This is a genomic window from Cryobacterium sp. TMS1-20-1, assembly GCF_004402355.1.
GTDB classification, from domain to species: domain Bacteria; phylum Actinomycetota; class Actinomycetes; order Actinomycetales; family Microbacteriaceae; genus Cryobacterium; species Cryobacterium levicorallinum.
The window spans coordinates 34,264-50,398 of the sequence record NZ_SOGF01000063.1 but is presented as its reverse complement, the minus strand read 5'-3'; the positions used below and the strand labels follow the sequence as shown (position 1 = coordinate 50,398).

The window sequence follows — 16,135 nt, the reverse complement described above, 5'->3', positions numbered from 1 at the left end:
GGTGATCGGGAGATCTATTGGGGCAAGGTGTTCGTCAGTACTAAACCTCGACTGAAGCGTCTGCGCTGTCGGAAGCCGCAGCGCGACCTTCGGTGTCAGCAGCCTCATCGAGCACCGGAGCGAGCGAGAGCTTGCCACGGTCATCGATCTTCGTGATTTCCACGAGCACCTTCTGGCCGACGCCGAGCACGTCTTCGACGTTCTCGACGCGCTTGCCACCAGCAAGTTTACGCACTTCGGAGATGTGCAGCAGACCATCCTTGCCCGGGAGCAGCGAAACGAAGGCACCGAACGCGGCGATCTTGACGACGGTTCCGAGGAACTGCTCGCCAACCTCGGGGTTGGTCGGGTTCGCGATGGCGTTGACCTGGGCGCGAGCGGCCTCGGCTGACGGCCCGTCGACGGCGCCGATGTACACGGTGCCGTCTTCCTCGATCGAGATGTCGGCACCGGTGGTGTCCTGGATCGAGTTGATCGTCTTGCCCTTCGGGCCGATCAGCTCGCCGATCTTGTCGACCGGGATCTGCACGCTGATGACGCGCGGCGCGGTGGGCGCCATCTCGTCGGGAGCGTCGATCGCCGCGTTCAACACGGAGAGGATCGTGGTGCGGGCATCCTTCGCCTGGTTCAGCGCGCCGGCCAGGACCGAGGCGGGAATACCGTCGAGCTTGGTGTCCAGCTGGATCGCGGTGATGAACTCGCTCGTACCGGCAACCTTGAAGTCCATGTCGCCGAGGGCATCTTCGGCACCGAGAATGTCAGTCAGCGCCGCGTAACGGGTCTGACCATCAACGGTGTCGCTGATCAGGCCCATGGCGATACCGGCGACCGGGGCGCGCAGCGGCACTCCGGCGTTCAGCAGCGACAGGGTCGAAGCGCAGACGGAACCCATCGAGGTGGAACCGTTGGAGCTGAGCGCCTCGGAGACCTGACGGATAGCGTACGGGAACTCCTCACGCGTGGGCAGCACGGGGACCAGGGCACGCTCAGCGAGCGCTCCGTGGCCGATCTCGCGACGCTTCGGCGTTCCGACCCGGCCGGTTTCACCGGTCGAGTAGGGCGGGAAGTTGTAGTTGTGCATATAACGCTTTTTGGTGACCGGGTTCAGCGAGTCGATCGACTGCTCGAGCTTCAGCATGTTCAGCGTGGTCACGCCCAGGATCTGGGTTTCACCGCGCTGGAAGATGGCCGAACCATGCACGCGCGGGATGACCGCAACCTCGGCATCGAGCGGACGGATGTCCGCCAGTCCACGACCGTCGATACGGATGCCCTCGTTGAGCACGCGTGAGCGAACGACGAGCTTGGTGACCGACTTGTACGCCGCGTTGACCTGGTTGTTGGCGCTCGCGTCGAGCTCGCCGGCTTCAACCTTGGCCGCGATGGCGGTCTTGACGGATGCCTTGAGCGCGTCGTCAGCGTTCTGACGCTCGACCTTGTCGGCGATCGTGTAAACCGTCTTGAGCTGGTCGTAGGCCAGCGCGGCGACCGCGTCGTAGGTGGCCGGCTGGTACGGCGGGAAGAGCGCGAAGTCGGCGGTCGGCTTGGCGGCGGCATCCGCTACCTGCTGCTGCGCGAAGACGAGCTGCTTAATGAAGGGCTTGGAAGCCTCGATGCCCTGGGCAACGACGGCTTCGTTCGGCGCGATGGCGCCGCCCTTGATCAGGTTCCAGGCTGCGTCGGTCGCTTCGGCCTCGATCATCATGATCGCGACGTCCTGCGCGCCGTTGGCGTCCGTGACAACACGGCCGGCGACGACCATGCTGAACACGGCGTCATCAAGCTGCGAGTGCTTCGGGAAGGCAACCCACTGGCCGCCACCGTTCTCGTCCGGGATGAGGGCGACGCGAACGCCACCGATCGGTCCGGAGAACGGCAGACCGGCGAGCTGCGTCGACATGGAGGCCGCATTGATCGCGAGCACGTCGTACAGTTCGTCGGGCTCGATGGCCAGAACGGTGATGACAACCTGGATCTCGTTGCGGAGACCATCGACGAACGACGGGCGCAGCGGCCGGTCGATCAGACGGCAGGTGAGGATGGCGTCGGTCGAGGGACGACCTTCGCGGCGGAAGAAGCTGCCCGGGATGCGGCCGGCTGCATACATGCGCTCTTCAACGTCGATGGTGAGCGGGAAGAAGTCGAAGTTGTCCTTCGGCTGCTTGCTGACGCTCGTGGCGGAGAGCAGCATCGTCTCGTCGTCAATGTAGGCGGCGGCAGAACCCTGCGCCTGCTGGGCGAGACGCCCGGTTTCAAAACGGATGGTGCGCTTGCCGTACTTGCCGTTATCGATAACGGTTTCAGCGAACGTGATTTCTGGACCCTCCATGTGGGGGTTTTCTCCTTTAAGTTTGCTTCTCGCCATGCTGGCGACGAAGGCTCGCGTGCCCGTATGACAGGCGAGTTGGACGGGTTGATCTCACAATCAACCCCGCCAATTCTAACAGACCTGTTAGAAAGCGCCCATCAGGCCGACGGCCTAGCCGGCAACCGGCGTGGCAGCATCCGTCATTCCGATGGGCACAGCCGCTGCGGCGGCCGACAATGAGGCGTGGGTGGGCCCGGAAGGCACGGTGGCCGGTCGATTTTTGGCAAACTCGCGGCGGAGCACCGGCACGACCTCTTCGCCCAGAAGGTCAAGTTGCTCCAGCACGGTTTTCAGCGGCAGACCGGCGTGATCCATGAGGAAGAGCTGGCGTTGGTAGTTCCCGACGTAGTCGCGGAAACCGAGGGTGCGGTCGATGATCTGCTGCGGGCTGCCGACGGTGAGCGGGGTTTGCTCGGTGAAGTCTTCCAGCGACGGGCCGTGTCCGTAGACGGGTGCGTTGTCGAAGTAGGGACGGAATTCGTTCACGGCGTCCTGGGAATTCTTGCGCATGAAGATCTGGCCGCCGAGACCGACGATGGCCTGCTCGGCGGATCCGTGTCCGTAGTGCTCAAACCGCTCGCGGTAGTAACCGACCATTTTCTGGGTGTGACTGGCCGGCCAGAAGATGTGGTTGGCGAAGAAGCCGTCACCGTAGAAGGCGGCCTGCTCGGCGATCTCCGGACTGCGGATACTGCCGTGCCAGACGAAGGGCGGCACACCATCGAGCGGGCGCGGCGTTGATTGAAAATCCTGCAGCGGGGTGCGGAACTGGCCTTGCCAATTCACCACGTCTTCACGCCAGAGTTTACGTAGCAGCGCATAGTTCTCCAGGGCCAGCGGGATGCCCTGACGGATGTCCTGGCCGAACCACGGGTACACCGGGCCGGTATTGCCGCGACCGAGCACGAGATCGACCCGACCCTCGGACAGGTGCTGCAGCATCGCGTAGTCCTCGGCGATCTTCACCGGGTCGTTGGTCGTGATCAGGGTGGTCGCGGTCGAGAGGATGATGCGGCGCGTCTTTGCTGCGATGTAGCCGAGCATGGTGGTCGGGGACGACGGCACGAAGGGCGGATTGTGGTGCTCACCGGTGGCGAAGACGTCGAGGCCGACTTCTTCGACCTTCTGGGCGATCGTGACCATTGCCGAGATGCGCTCGTGCTCGGACGGTTCCCGCCCGGTCGTGGGGTCAACGGTGCGATCGCCGACGGTGAAGATTCCGAACTGCATGTAAACCTCCAGGAAAATCAATGCGTTTGCATTGATATTACCAGCAACTGCGGCCGGGTTGACCGCATTCCCGGCAGTAAACCGCCCCGAACTGGTGCCATGAGAATGGGTGGCACGCGTTCCAGTGTCAGTCAAAGTGTTAGTGACTGAAATGAGGATGCGCCGATGCAGGGACTCGCGCGGGTGGCGGCAGCCGGAATGATGCGTACCTGGGCCGCGATCAGCATGCAGGGCAGCGTCACCATTCCGCAGCCCAGCGACACCCCGGTGGCCCACTCCCCCGGCATCGACAGCGATCGCATTCTCGTGCTCGGCAGCGGGCCGGCCGCCGGCTGGGGCGTCAGCAGCCACGACCTCGCGTTGCCCGGTTCGCTCGCTCGGGCGCTTTCGGGGCGCACGCAGCGCGGAGCGGACGTCGCCCTCATTGCCAGCTCGATCGGGCTGCTGGCCTCCGCGCAGGTACAACTGCGCGGGGCTGACCTTCGACGCCTCGATGCGATCGTCGTCGTTCTGGGCGTCGGTGACGCCCTGCACCTCACGGCCGAACGAACTTGGCAGGCCGACCTCACTCGACTCCTGAATTTTGTCGAGCGACACACGAATGACAGCGCGTACATTTACGTTCAGGGTATCCAACCCATTCGTGCCATTCCGATCTTCAACAGCCTCGGCGGAACAATCGCCGATCGGCACGCCCGATCGCTCGACGCGATCACCGAACGGGTCTGCCTGTCGATGCGTCGCTCCGTTTTTGTCCCCGTGGCGGACGTCGAGTTTCTAGCCTCCGCTGGTCTGTCGGATTCCACCGATTATCGCCACTGGGGCGAATTTCTGGCCAAGAAGATGGCGGGGCGTTTGGACGTCGTGCAGCGCAGCCGCTATCCGGTACCGCTCGGATCCACCGATGCACCGCCCAGGACGGCGCCCATCCGTGGCGGTGACCAGCGCCGCCTCGGACGCGGCTGTGACACCCGGTTGGATCATATTGTGGCGCTGGCGCAGCAGTCTTTCGGTACGGCATCCGCTCTCTTCGCTATTCGGGACAGTAATCGCCTGCAGATTCGGTCGAGTATCGGCCCCGCCTTGCCGACCCCAGCCTGGAGCGATTCGATGTCGGCGATGGTCATGCGCGCACGCGGTGCCGTCATCGTGCCCGACACGCTCGCCGATCAACGCCTGCGGCGCAAAGCCTTCGTCACCGGCGCGCCCCACATGCGTTTCTATGCCGGATTCCCCATCGAAGCAGCCTCGGGCGAGCGCCTCGGCGCCCTCGGCGTGTTCGATCCGGAACCGCGCGCGGACTCGGGGGTCGATGCTGTCCTCCTGCGCCAGCTCGCCCTCATGATTCAGGAAGAGATGAACACGAACGGCGAGTTCGCCGGCTAGTCGACGCGCTTGGTCGCGGCGCCAGCTTCGACCCTGGCCGCTTCGGCAGCAGCCGCACGCTGCTTGATGCCGAGCACGGAGTGGCGGCGACCGTAGGCGAAGTAGACGAGGAACCCGACGGCCAGCCACACCCCGAACCGTGCCCAGGTGAGGGTGGTCAGGTTGAGCATCAGCCAGACGCAGAGCACGGCCGACAGGATCGGCAACACCGGCGAGAACGGCACCTTGAACGCGCGCGGCAGGTCGGGACGCTTCTTGCGGAGCACGACGACGGCGATGCTCACCAGCACGAAGGCCGACAGTGTTCCGATGTTGATCATCTCTTCGAGCACCCCCACGTCGGTGAGCCCGGCGATGAGAGCGACGGCGGTACCGGAGATGATCTGAATGCGCGCCGGCGTGCGGCGTTTTTCGCTCGTGACGCTGAGCCAGCGCGGCAGCAGCCCGTCGCGGCTCATGGCGAACAGCACGCGGGACAGGCCGAGCAGCAGCACCATGATCACGGTGGTGAGGCCGACCAGGATTCCGATCGAGATCACCTGCGCGGCCCAGCCGGCGCCGACCGCGACGAATGCGGTCGCGAGGGAGGCGTTCGGGTCGTCGGCCAGTACGGTGTACGGAACCATGCCGGTGAGGACGAGGCTGACGCCGAGGTAGAGCACCGTGACGATCGCCAGGCCGGCGAAGATGCCGCGCGGCAGGGTCTTCTGCGGGTTCTTGACCTCTTCGGCGCTCGTGGCGACCACATCGAAGCCGATGAACGCGAAGAACACCAGGGATGCACCGGCCAGCAGGCCGAACAGGCCGAACTGCGCCGGGGCCGCCCCGGTCATGAAGGAGAACAGGGACTGCATCCAGACGTCGCCCTCGCCGCCGGCACTGGGAACTTCGGCCGGAATGAACGGCGTATAGTTCGCGGTGTTGATGAAGAACGCGCCGACGATGATGACGAAGACCACGATGGCGACCTTGATGATCGTGAAGACGCTGGCGACGCGGGCGGAGAGCTGGGTGCCGAGCACGAGCAGGGCGGTGAAGATGGCGACGATGACGAAAGCTCCCCAGCTGACGTCGAGGCCGATCACGGTGATCGTCGCTGGAATGTTCCAGCCGGCCAGATCGAACACGGTGCTGAGGTAGATGCCCCAGTACTTGGCGATGACGGCGGCAGCCGTGAGCATCTCGAGGATGAGGTCCCAGCCGATAATCCAGGCGAGCAGCTCGCCGAGGGTCGCGTAGGTGAAGGTGTAGGCGGACCCGGCGACGGGCACGGCCGAGGCGAACTCGGCGTAACACATGATCGCGAGGGCGCAGGTGAAGGCGGCGAGCAGGAAGGCCAGGGTGACCGAGGGACCGGCGTAGCTGCCGGCTGCCTTGGCGCCGACCGAGAAGATTCCAGCTCCGACGGCGACCGCTACGCCCATGATCATGAGGTCCCAGGTGCCGAGGGTGCGTTTGAGGCTGTGGCCCTTTTCCAGCGAGTCTGCTATCGAATCTTCAATACTCTTGGTGCGCCTAAGACTCATGCTGATTTCCGTTCGTTATTGCCAACCACCTATGTTAGCAAGCCGCTGTTCTACCCCCGCTCGGCGGCGGGACGCACAACGGGCCGCCACCTAAAAGGTGACGGCCCGTTGTGAAGAAGTTCGCGTTGTCAACGCTGCATTCGCTTCGTGCAATTAAACTGCGCGAAATTAGCGACGCAGGCCGAGGCTGCCGATCAGTGTGCGGTACCGAGTGATGTCGATGTCCGACAGGTAACCGAGCAGACGGCGACGCTGACCAACCATAAGAAGCAGGCCACGACGTGAGTGGTGGTCGTGCTTGTGCTCTTTCAGGTGCTCGGTGAGGTCAAGAATGCGCTGCGTGAGCATTGCAATCTGAACTTCCGGGGACCCGGTGTCGCCTGGGTGGGTAGCGTACTTTTCGATGATCGCCTTCTTAGCATCTGGTTCGAGTGCCATAAAGTGGGATCCCCTTTCTCTCACTGCGCGGTGCCCTTGGCAGGATGCCTGAGCTCTCTTTATCCGCGGCCGTTGAACGGCAACCTTGATACCTTAGCAGAGCACCCGGGTAAAACCGGCACACCCTCCCGTTTTGGTGCCATGCGCCCGGTCTATTCCCGCCCGCTCATAGCGCTACAGTGGGGGAACGATCGAGGAGGTGCATGAACATGGGTACGTTGCTCTATGACAATCCGGGTATCGTAATTACCTTCGACGATCGTGCCCTCATGCACCTGCAGATCGTGATCAGCACCAAGCTGCGGCGCCGGGAGAGTTTCATTTTCACCTGGTCCGATTCGGCCGACGAGGGAAGTGGTCGCAGCGCGATCTGGCTCGACCCGACGAGCACGCTCTACTACCGATATTTTGGCAGTCGCACCCCGTCGATCAACCGGGACTGGATCGAGGCCCTCATGCTCTCGGCCAACAGTGCCGGCGGCCTGGCCTTCATCGCCGAGCCGACACCGTCGCCGAGCATCAGCGCGAAGACGCGGCGCTAAGCGTCGGGGACTGCGCTGCTCTGGGGGCGATGGCACCCAGCGCGTCGGCCAGTGCGTCCAGAAAATGGTCGGCGCTGGCGATACTGAGACAGAGCGGCGGCTTGATCTTGAGCACGTTTTTGAAGTCGCCGGTGGGCTGCACGATGCAGCCGCGCAGCAGTAGCTCGTCGCAGAGCCGCGCGGCCGCGCCCGTCGCTGGAGTGAAGGCGGCGCGGTCGCTGACCAGCTCGACGCCGAGGTAGAGCCCCATTCCGTACACCGCGCCGATCAGATCGAAGCGTTCGCCGAGCCGTTCCAGGCCCTGTTTGAGATGCCGGCCAACGACCTCGGCATTGTGTTGCAGGCCTTCGTCGCGCATGATGTCGAGCACGGTCAGGCCGATGCGGCAGCTCAGCGGGCTGCCGCCAGCCGACGAAAAGAACGGTCCCTCCTCGCTGAAGCGCTCCGCAATGTCGCGGCGGGTGATGACCGCGCCGAGCGGATGCCCGTTGCCCATCGCCTTGGCGATGGTGATGATGTCGGGAACCACTCCTTGTTGCTCGGTACCCCAGAAGTGCTTGCCGAGCCGGGCGTAGCTCACCTGCACCTCGTCGGCGATGCAGAGTGCGCCGCGGGCGCGCATCCGCTCGTAGACGCCCGCCAGGTAGCCGTCGGGCAATAACACGCCGCCGGCATTGCCGAATACGGGTTCGGCGATGAACGCGGCTACCGTGCGCCCGGCGTCGGCCAGGTCCCGCAGATCGCCGTCGAGGTCGTCGAGGTACTGCGAGGCAGACTGCATGCCCCGATATTTGCCGCGCACGGCGTTCGGCGCTTCGACCAGGTGCACCCAGTCGGGCCGGGTGTCGAGCGCCCGGGGGTTGTCGGCGACCGAGGAGGAGACGGCATCCGCTGCCAGCGACCAGCCGTGATAGGCCTCGCGCACCGCGAGCACGGTGTCCTGGCCGGTGTAGCTGAGGGCGAGGCGCAGGGCGAGGTCGACGGCCTCGGTGCCGCTATTGACCAGAAAGACGGTGTCGAGCGGGTCGGGGGCGAGTGCGGCGAGGCGCTCGGTGAAGCGCACGAGCTCCTCGTAGTGAAAGCGGGAGTTGGTATTCAGCAGCGACCATTGGCTGCGCGCGGCCTCGGCAATGCGCGGGTGCCCGTGTCCGACTGTCGTGACATTGTTCACCATGTCGACGTACGCCTGGCCGTGAGTATCGATGAGGTGATGCTGCCAGCCACGTTCGATCTGCGGCGGGGCTTGGTAATAGTGTTCCTGCACGCGCGCAAAGGACTGGTCCCGGCGCTGCAGCAGGGCGCCGGCATCGGCCAGTGAATGGGCAGTTTCCAGCCCGAGCAGCGCTGACGGGTCGGGGCAGACCCGCTGCCAGAGCGCCGCGTGTGACGGTGCGGTGAAGAACGGCGGGCGGATGCCGCGAAGCCGGCTGGTCTGCAGGGTCACGCGGGCCATTCGGGCGGCGTGGCGTGCACCGGCCGCACTGGCCTGAGCCGCACCGAGAGCCGCACCGAGAGCGGTACCGAGAGTCGTTCCGGCTTCGACGGTCTGGCCGTCGATGACCGCGGCGTCGATGGCCGCGGCGTCGATGGCCGCGGCGTCGATGCCGGTCAGCCACAGGTCAAAGTGGGCGGCCTCGAGCCGCACCGTGTCGGAATCGACGACCACAACCGTCCCCGCGATCGGCGCGGTGATGTGGCTGCCGGCCGGCAGGATCACCTCGACGCCGAGGGCCAGGGTGACCGATTCCTCGGCCGTGTTAATGCGCGTTTGGGAGAGCCGGTATTCGCCGTAGCGGGTGACGGCGTGGCCGAGCTGGGCTGCGGCATCCGCTGTAATGCGCGCATCAATGTCCGGTTCCAGCCAGACTCCGGCGTCGTAACCGGCGCTCGTCACGGACAAGTCGATGATGGCCGCTGGATCGAGCGGCCCAGCCAGGGGGTAGTCGGTTGTCATGATGGGGGCGTCGGTGCCCGCCAACGTGAACCGGATGAGGGCTTCAACCTCTGGACCATCAAGGTCGGCGGCCGTGGCGAAGGCGAGCCACTCGCGGGCGCGGTTGGCGTCGGCATAGTCGTTGTCACCGTCGAGCTGCACCTGCGCTTCGCCGCTCACCACGAGCACCGCCGTGCGCAGCACGATGAGGGGCCAGAGAGCGGTGAGTTCGGCGTCGGAGAGCGGCACCTGCCTGGCGAAGGCATCGATGGTGTCGAGAATGGCCAGCGGATGCCGCGGGCTGCGATACAACACACAGGCGCAGGTCGCGGCGAGTTCGGCAACGAGCCAGCCCTGGGCGACGTCGCCGAAGTCGATGACGCCGGAGATGCTGTCGCCGTCCCGGCTCACGACGTTGTCGTCGGTCAGGTCGCCGTGGATCGTCTGCACGCGCAGGTCACCCTTGAGCGGGGCGAGCTGCATTCGGGCGGCGTCGGTCACGGTGCGCAGATGTTCGCGGCGCGCGTCGTCATTGACCCGGTCGAGGAGTGCATCGATGACCTCGCCCCCACGCCGGAGGTCCCACTGCAGAAAGCGGTCGGTTCCCGCGTGCTCGAAGTTGGACAGGCCACGCACGATCCGGCCGGCCACGTCGCCGAGCGAGCGCACCTGCCCGGCCGTGAGCCGCACCGAATCGGTCAGCGGATGCCCATCGACGTAGGTCAGCAGGCGCAGATCGAGGGTCTGCCCGTCGATCGTGATGCGCTGGATCTCGTTGCCGTCGATCGCCTGGAGCGCCGCTGGCAGGTCGAGCCCCAAGCCGCGCAGGTGAGCCAGAGCGGCGTTCTGCGCCTCAAGCTCGACGGCCGCGATGGCCGGGTTGGAGACCTTGAGTACGACCGTGGCGGCATCCGTGTGAATGCGAAAGTTGCGGTCCTGGTTGCTGCCCAGCTCGGTGACGACGCCGATGACGTTGAACCGCTCGCGGGCGAGATCGGCCGCCTGTTCGATCGTTAGGCGCGGGCGCGGCAGGTGGAAATGGCTCTGCTCGGTCATGGTTCTCCAGTCATGCGGGTGGCAGCGGTGGCACGAGCAGGATGGGTTTAGCGCTTGCGCACGAGCCGCTTCGGCAAAATGGCGCGTGGGGCATCCGGGGTGTTCCAGGCCTTGGCGATGGCCCAGGCGACGGCAGCGATCGGCACCGAGAGCACGGCACCGACGATGCCGCCGAGAATGGTTCCGGCGGTCAGGCCGACCAGGATGACGAGTGGATGCAGCTTGAGTGACTGCGCCATGACAACCGGCTGCAGAAAGTTTCCCTCGAGCTGGTTGACGGCGACCACGATGATGAGCACGATGAGCGCCACGACCGGGCCACTCGCGACCAGGGCCACCAGCGCGGCGAGCACTCCGGCCGCGGTCGCTCCGATCAGCGGAATAAACGCTCCGAGGAACACGATGACCGCGAGCGGCAGGGCGAGCGGAACCTGCAAAATGGCCAGGCCGATGCCGATCGCGGTGGCGTCTACGGCGGCGACGATCGCAGTGCCACGTACGTACCCGCCCAGCACGCGCAGGGAGGTGTGACCGATGCGTCGGCCACGGGCCAGGCGCTCTCCCTTGAACGGACTCAGGAAGAAGTTCCAGATCTGGCCGCCGTCCTTAAGGAAGAAGAACAGAATGACCACGAGCAGCACGGACCCGGTGATCAGTTCAAAAACAGCGGATGCCCCGGCCAGCGCCCCCGAGCCGAACTGACTGCTGGTGAGAAAGTCGACGACACTATTGCGGGCGTCGGTAATCTGCTGCTCATCGACCTGGATCGGTCCGTCGATGAGGAACTGCTGGAGCTTGTCGATGCCCTCGGAGGCCGAGGAAAACAGTTCGTTCCACTGGTCGCGCACAGCGAACACGATGAGCGTGATGATGCCGCCGAACACGGCGATGCCGCCGAGCAGGGTGATCCAGGTGGCCAGAATAGCGGCGACGCCGCGCTTGCGCAGTCCGTTGATCACCGGACTCAGAGCCGAGGCAAGGATGATGGCGATCAAGACCGGGATGACGACGAGCTTGAGCTGCACGAGTCCGTAGATGACGGCGGACGCGAGCACGATGACGAGGAGAATCTGCCCGCTGCGCAGGCCGAGCCAGCCGAGCCTGTCATTCAGCGGAGTGCGAGGGACCAGGGGCGTGGGGTCGTCGTGTGCGCGCATGCACCCAGCCTAGACAGGCATCGGGCAGAAACCCCGATCGACCGGCTACTTCATTTGATTTCGGTGAAGGTGTCCGCCACCGCTTCGAGTACGGCTTCGTCGCCGGCGTAGATTCCACTGGCACGCGGCCAATGGCTGATGACGTCAGTGAAACCGAGGTCGGCAGCGCGGCCGACGGCATCCTCGAACGCATTCATGCTCTGCAGGGAATATGTTCCGCCGCTGTCGAGTGAGAGGTAGCGGTCGATGGCGGCCGGGTCTCGGCCTTCAGCGGTCGCCACGTCGTCCAGCCGATGTGTGAGGCCGCGCACGCCCTCCCACCAGTCCTCCCCCGAGGCTCCATCCTGGCCGGTCGTCACCCAGCCCTGCCCGAACCGACTGACCAGTCCCAGGCCTTTGGGGCCGTTGGCGGCGATGACGAACGGTACGCGTTGGCGCACCGGGGCGGTCGACCTGGGCAGCACCATGCGCGCATTGACAGCCGAGTACCAGTCACCAGCGAAACTGATTCCCGCGGTGGAACCCGCCTCCTCGCCGCGTAGCAGGAGGTCGAGGTCGGCGACGAATTCGGCGAACCGTTCGTGCCGCTGCCGGGGCGTGTACTCGGGCTGGCCCAGAACGGTGGCGTCGAACCCGGTGCCGCCCGACCCGACCCCGAGCAGAAACCGTGCGTTCGACACGTCGTCGACGGTGGCTATGTCCTTGGCAAAACGGCACCGGATGCCGAAAATTCGGTGAGGACACAAATGTGCCCAGAACGATGCGTTCGGTCACGGCCGCTGCGGCGGTCAGGGTGGGAATGGTCGCATTCCAGGGTTCGTCGACGAGCGACCGCCAGGACAGGTGGTCGTAGGTCCAGGCGTGGTCGAAGCCGTACTGCTCGGCACCGAGCCACTTCTCGCGCGCACGCGGCCACGGGTCTTGCGGGAGAATGACGATTCCAAAGCGCATGAGGCGAGTCTATTCAGCGGGGCGCTTCGACCTGTTGCGATGTCGGTGCCCGGTGCCAGACTCTGCACATGGACACTCCGCAGATTCACACTCCGCAAATCCACACTCCGCAGATCCACACTCCGCAGATCTACACTCCGCAAATCCACCCACACTGCACGATCGTGCCGCCGTACCTGCTGATGCGATTGGCACAACTGGACGTTCCCAAATTCGCGCGGGCCGCGGCTGCCGCCAGGGACTCGCTACTGCGGGACTCGCGGATTCGGCAATTGCGCGGTGGCACGCATCCACGCGCCCACCCGAGTGCGCGCAGCCTGCCCACCCGCACACCGGGGGAATCCGATCGCACCATTTCGGATGCCGGTGGCCTCGAACGCCTACCCGGTCGCCGGGTGCGCACGGAGGGTCAGCCCGCCGGAACCGACCCTGCCGTGACCGAGTCGTATGACAGCCTCGGAGCCACCCAGGCGATGTACTGGAACCAGTTCGGACGCGACAGCATCGATAACGGTGGTATGCCGATGGATGCCACGGTGCACTATGGCCAGAAATACGACAACGCCTTCTGGGACGGTGAACGCATGGTGTTCGGCGACGGAGATGGCCAGGTTTTCAACCGGTTCACCATTTCGCCGAGTGTGATCGGTCACGAGCTCACGCACGGCGTCACCCAATTCACGGCGAACCTGGAGTACCAGGGTCAGTCCGGCGCGCTCAACGAGTCCATTTCCGATGTGTTCGGCGCGCTCGTCGAGCAAAATCTGCGGGGACAGCCGACCAGCGCGGCCAGCTGGCTGATCGGCGAGGGCCTATTCACCGAACAGGTTGAGGGCATCGCCCTGCGCTCGATGAAAGCGCCCGGCACGGCGTACAACGATGATGTGCTCGGCAAGGATCCGCAGCCGGACAGCATGGCCGGTTACATCGAGACGGACGACGACAACGGCGGGGTGCACCTCAACTCGGGCATTCCCAACCGCGCCTTCTACCTCGTCGCCGAAGCCATCGGCGGCAACGCCTGGGAAATGCCGGGCCGCATTTGGTATGACACGCTCACCGGGCCGCTGCTTCGCCCGCAGAGCGATTTTGCTGCCTTCGCGGCGGCGACGGCGGATACCGCAGCCCGCCTCTATGGAAACGGTTCGACCGCCCACGACGCGGTCTTGCGGGCCTGGGCGACGGTTGGGGTAGTGGCCGCCGTTCCCTCGCCGCTGCCCAACACGACCGGCACTCCGAGGGCCCCTGGTATCTCCCTGCCGCCAGCGTATTCGGCACCTCTCGTCGACCCGCTGGCACCGATGCCGCCGGAGCCGCGACGCGGGCCGACCGCGGGGCAACCATCGGGGTAACCTTTCGGTATGAAAGTCATTGTCTCGCGCAGCGGCGGGATGGCCGGGATCCGCCTCACCTGGGAAGTCAGAGTTGAAGAGCAACCCGACCCCGCAACCTGGGCGGATTTTCTCGATTCGCTGCCCTGGGACGACGTTACCGACAGCGTGGCAACTGCAGACCGGTTCGCCTATCGCATTCGATGCGCCCCGCACGAGGTGGTGCTCGCCGAGCCCGAGGTGAACGGTCCGTGGCGCGAGCTGGTCAACCGCGTCAAGGCCGCCAACGGAATGTAGGCGGCCCTGAACCGGCGGTGGTGCTGGTTATTCTTTCGAGCGACGGCCCCAGCGGGGGCGACGGGCTGGATCGTCGGTCAGCGCGGCCTCGATGTGGCCGTCGACCTGATCGCCGAAGTGGTCGTCGAAGTTCTCCTCGAGGTGCGCGGTCACGGTCTTGCCGATGCGGCGCGCCATCTCCTCCCGACGCTGACGACGTTCAGCACTGACCAGAACCTCGTGCTCGATGCGGAACGCCTTGTAGGTGGCAATACACATACCGATCATGACGATGCTGACCGGTATCGCGGTCAGAATCGCTCCGGTTTGCAGGGCAGCGAGTCCGCCGGCCAGCAGCAGGGCGATCGCGACGATTCCGCCGAGGCTCGCCCACATGATACGGCTCCACTTGGGCGGGTTGGTGTCGCCACCCGAGGCGAGCATGTCGATCACGAGCGAGCCTGAGTCGGCCGAGGTGATGAAGAAGATCGCCACCACGATGACCGCGATAACCGAGAGGATGCCGCCGAGCGGAAGCTGCCCGAGGAAGTTGAACAGCACGTTCTCGGAGATGATTCCGACCGCGGGGTCGAAGAGACCTCCGCCGTCGCCTTCCCAGGCCAGTTTGATGGCGCTGCCGCCCATGACGGCGAACCAGACGAAGGTGACCAGTGTCGGCACGAGGAGTACGCCGGCGATGAACTCACGCACGGTGCGGCCACGCGAGATGCGCGCGATGAAGACACCGACGAACGGCGCCCACGAGATCCACCAGCCCCAGTAGAAGACGGTCCAGGCGCCCTGCCAGGCGGTACCGGCTTCCCCGGTGAAGGAACCGGCGTCGAAGGTGAGTCCGATCACGTTCTGAAAGTACCCCCCGATGGACTCGACGAGCACGCGCAGCAGGTACAGGGTGGGTCCGAGGGCCAGCACGGCGATCAGCAGCAGCCCGGCCACGCCGAGGTTAATGTTGGAGAGCCATTTGATGCCCTTGCCGACTCCGCTCACCACGGAAACGGTGGCGATGGCGGTGATCACGATGATGAGCACGACAAGGAGGGTGTTGTTGACTTCACCCACGACGCCGAGGTAGCTCAGGCCGGCCGCAATCTGCTTCACCCCGAGACCGAGTGAGGTCGCCACGCCGAACAGGGTTCCGACGATGGCAATGACGTCGATGGCGTCACCGAGGCGGCCCTTGACCCGGTCACCGAGGAGCGGCTCCAAGGCCCAGCGGATGGATACCGGACGGCCCTTGCGGTGGATGGAGTAGGCCAGAGCGAGTCCGACGACGGCGTAGATTGCCCAGGCGTGAAAGCCCCAGTGCAGGAAGGTCTGCGACATGGCGGCGGCGGCGAGCTCCTGCGAGTCTCCGGTCACGCCGGGTTTCGGGTTGGTGAAGAAGGTAAGCGGCTCGGCCGCTCCCCAGAAGACGAGGCCGATGCCCATGCCGGCGGCGAACAGCATCGCGAACCAGCTCATGATGCCGAATTCCGGCTTGTCGTCGTCCTGACCAAGTTTGATGTCGCCGAAGCGGCTCGCGCCCATCCAGATGGCGAATACCACGAAGGCGGCCACGATGACCATGTAGTACGGTCCGAGACCGGCGACGACCCAACCCTGCAGCAGGGCGAGCACGCTGCCGGTGCTCACCGGGAAGGCGATGGCGACGATCACGACGGCCAAAATGATGCCGAGCGCCGGATAAAACACTCGAGGAGCCGGAATAACAAATCGCCGGGGTCGAGGGGGACTGCTTTTCGGCGTTTTCGCCGGTACTTCGGGTAGCGCACTCACTGTGAAACTTTCTCAAAGAATAGATTGTGGCGAACGAAAGAAACCGTTGCTGAGCCGCCAGGTATGTGCCCCGCTGGGCAAATTTCCAGCTTACCGGTAAAGCGTGCCGCAAAGTGGGGGCAAGAGATTTTCTTAGGAACAGGC

General features: G+C 65.0%; 12 protein-coding genes and 1 pseudogene. 4 read left to right on the top strand and 9 right to left on the bottom strand.

Annotated features, from left to right (window positions below; all coding sequences use genetic code 11):
* Positions 1–40: 40 nt before the first annotated feature.
* On the bottom strand, positions 41–2,329 hold the full coding sequence (locus E3O45_RS15925) for a polyribonucleotide nucleotidyltransferase (RefSeq protein WP_104132399.1): 2,289 nt from the start codon (positions 2,327–2,329) through the stop codon (positions 41–43).
* Between the two features lie 150 nt (positions 2,330–2,479).
* Positions 2,480–3,598 (bottom strand): LLM class flavin-dependent oxidoreductase, encoded by a 1,119-nt coding sequence (locus tag E3O45_RS15920; protein WP_134444398.1) that lies wholly within the window; start codon positions 3,596–3,598, stop codon positions 2,480–2,482.
* Positions 3,599–3,763: 165 nt separating this feature from the next.
* Between E3O45_RS15920 and E3O45_RS15915 the strand changes: the two genes are divergently transcribed.
* Positions 3,764–4,984: a GAF domain-containing protein gene (locus tag E3O45_RS15915; protein WP_134444396.1), complete on the top strand. Its 1,221-nt coding sequence runs from the start codon at positions 3,764–3,766 to the stop codon at positions 4,982–4,984.
* Here E3O45_RS15915 and E3O45_RS15910 read toward each other — a convergent pair.
* The gene (locus E3O45_RS15910; RefSeq protein WP_134444394.1) at positions 4,981–6,510 is read right to left on the bottom strand and encodes an amino acid permease; all 1,530 of its coding nucleotides are present in this window, start codon (positions 6,508–6,510) and stop codon (positions 4,981–4,983) included. The two genes, E3O45_RS15915 and E3O45_RS15910, sit on opposite strands and share 4 nt — an antisense overlap.
* 168 nt (positions 6,511–6,678) lie before the next feature.
* The gene (gene rpsO, locus E3O45_RS15905) at positions 6,679–6,948 is read right to left on the bottom strand and encodes a 30S ribosomal protein S15 (protein WP_092112143.1); all 270 of its coding nucleotides are present in this window, start codon (positions 6,946–6,948) and stop codon (positions 6,679–6,681) included.
* Between the two features lie 203 nt (positions 6,949–7,151).
* Here rpsO and E3O45_RS15900 point away from each other — a divergent pair, with 203 nt between their 5' ends.
* Positions 7,152–7,490 carry an ATP-dependent DNA ligase gene (locus tag E3O45_RS15900; RefSeq protein ID WP_370450392.1) on the top strand — a complete coding sequence of 113 codons (339 nt, stop codon included), beginning with the start codon at positions 7,152–7,154 and terminating at the stop codon, positions 7,488–7,490.
* Here the strand turns inward: E3O45_RS15900 and E3O45_RS15895 are convergent.
* From E3O45_RS15895 to E3O45_RS18465, 4 genes and pseudogenes are all read right to left on the bottom strand, one after another.
* Positions 7,468–10,479, bottom strand: a complete 3,012-nt coding sequence (locus tag E3O45_RS15895) for an aminotransferase (RefSeq protein ID WP_134444392.1) — start codon at positions 10,477–10,479, stop codon at positions 7,468–7,470. The two genes, E3O45_RS15900 and E3O45_RS15895, sit on opposite strands and share 23 nt — an antisense overlap.
* A 47-nt stretch (positions 10,480–10,526) precedes the next feature.
* A complete protein-coding gene (locus E3O45_RS15890; protein WP_092449976.1) occupies positions 10,527–11,636 on the bottom strand; it encodes an AI-2E family transporter in 1,110 nt (369 codons plus the stop codon).
* Between the two features lie 50 nt (positions 11,637–11,686).
* Positions 11,687–12,316, bottom strand: coding sequence for an LLM class flavin-dependent oxidoreductase (locus E3O45_RS15885; RefSeq protein WP_370450391.1), 630 nt, complete (start codon positions 12,314–12,316; stop codon positions 11,687–11,689).
* 94 nt (positions 12,317–12,410) lie between these two features.
* Positions 12,411–12,587, bottom strand: a pseudogene (locus E3O45_RS18465) (LLM class flavin-dependent oxidoreductase); the annotation flags it as partial.
* A gap of 182 nt (positions 12,588–12,769) precedes the next feature.
* Between E3O45_RS18465 and E3O45_RS15880 the strand changes: the two are divergent.
* The gene (locus tag E3O45_RS15880; protein WP_241985407.1) at positions 12,770–13,939 is read left to right on the top strand and encodes a M4 family metallopeptidase; all 1,170 of its coding nucleotides are present in this window, start codon (positions 12,770–12,772) and stop codon (positions 13,937–13,939) included.
* 9 nt (positions 13,940–13,948) lie between these two features.
* Positions 13,949–14,215 (top strand): protealysin inhibitor emfourin, encoded by a 267-nt coding sequence (locus E3O45_RS15875; protein WP_134444391.1) that lies wholly within the window; start codon positions 13,949–13,951, stop codon positions 14,213–14,215.
* Positions 14,216–14,242: 27 nt separating this feature from the next.
* Here the strand turns inward: E3O45_RS15875 and E3O45_RS15870 are convergent, their stop codons facing one another.
* Positions 14,243–15,907 (bottom strand): BCCT family transporter, encoded by a 1,665-nt coding sequence (locus tag E3O45_RS15870; protein WP_198418280.1) that lies wholly within the window; start codon positions 15,905–15,907, stop codon positions 14,243–14,245.
* Positions 15,908–16,135 lie beyond the last annotated feature (228 nt).

Bases quoted from the DNA above. Each gene is read 5' to 3' on its own strand.
- E3O45_RS15925 (WP_104132399.1), bottom strand. From the start codon at position 2,329: ATGGAGGGTCCAGAAATCACGTTCGCTGAAACCGTTATCGATAACGGC.
- E3O45_RS15920 (WP_134444398.1), bottom strand. From the start codon at position 3,598: ATGCAGTTCGGAATCTTCACCGTCGGCGATCGCACCGTTGACCCCACG.
- E3O45_RS15915 (WP_134444396.1), top strand. From the start codon at position 3,764: ATGCAGGGACTCGCGCGGGTGGCGGCAGCCGGAATGATGCGTACCTGG.
- E3O45_RS15910 (WP_134444394.1), bottom strand. From the start codon at position 6,510: ATGAGTCTTAGGCGCACCAAGAGTATTGAAGATTCGATAGCAGACTCG.
- rpsO (WP_092112143.1), bottom strand. From the start codon at position 6,948: ATGGCACTCGAACCAGATGCTAAGAAGGCGATCATCGAAAAGTACGCT.
- E3O45_RS15900 (WP_370450392.1), top strand. From the start codon at position 7,152: ATGAACATGGGTACGTTGCTCTATGACAATCCGGGTATCGTAATTACC.
- E3O45_RS15895 (WP_134444392.1), bottom strand. From the start codon at position 10,479: ATGACCGAGCAGAGCCATTTCCACCTGCCGCGCCCGCGCCTAACGATC.
- E3O45_RS15890 (WP_092449976.1), bottom strand. From the start codon at position 11,636: ATGCGCGCACACGACGACCCCACGCCCCTGGTCCCTCGCACTCCGCTG.
- E3O45_RS15880 (WP_241985407.1), top strand. From the start codon at position 12,770: ATGCGATTGGCACAACTGGACGTTCCCAAATTCGCGCGGGCCGCGGCT.
- E3O45_RS15875 (WP_134444391.1), top strand. From the start codon at position 13,949: ATGAAAGTCATTGTCTCGCGCAGCGGCGGGATGGCCGGGATCCGCCTC.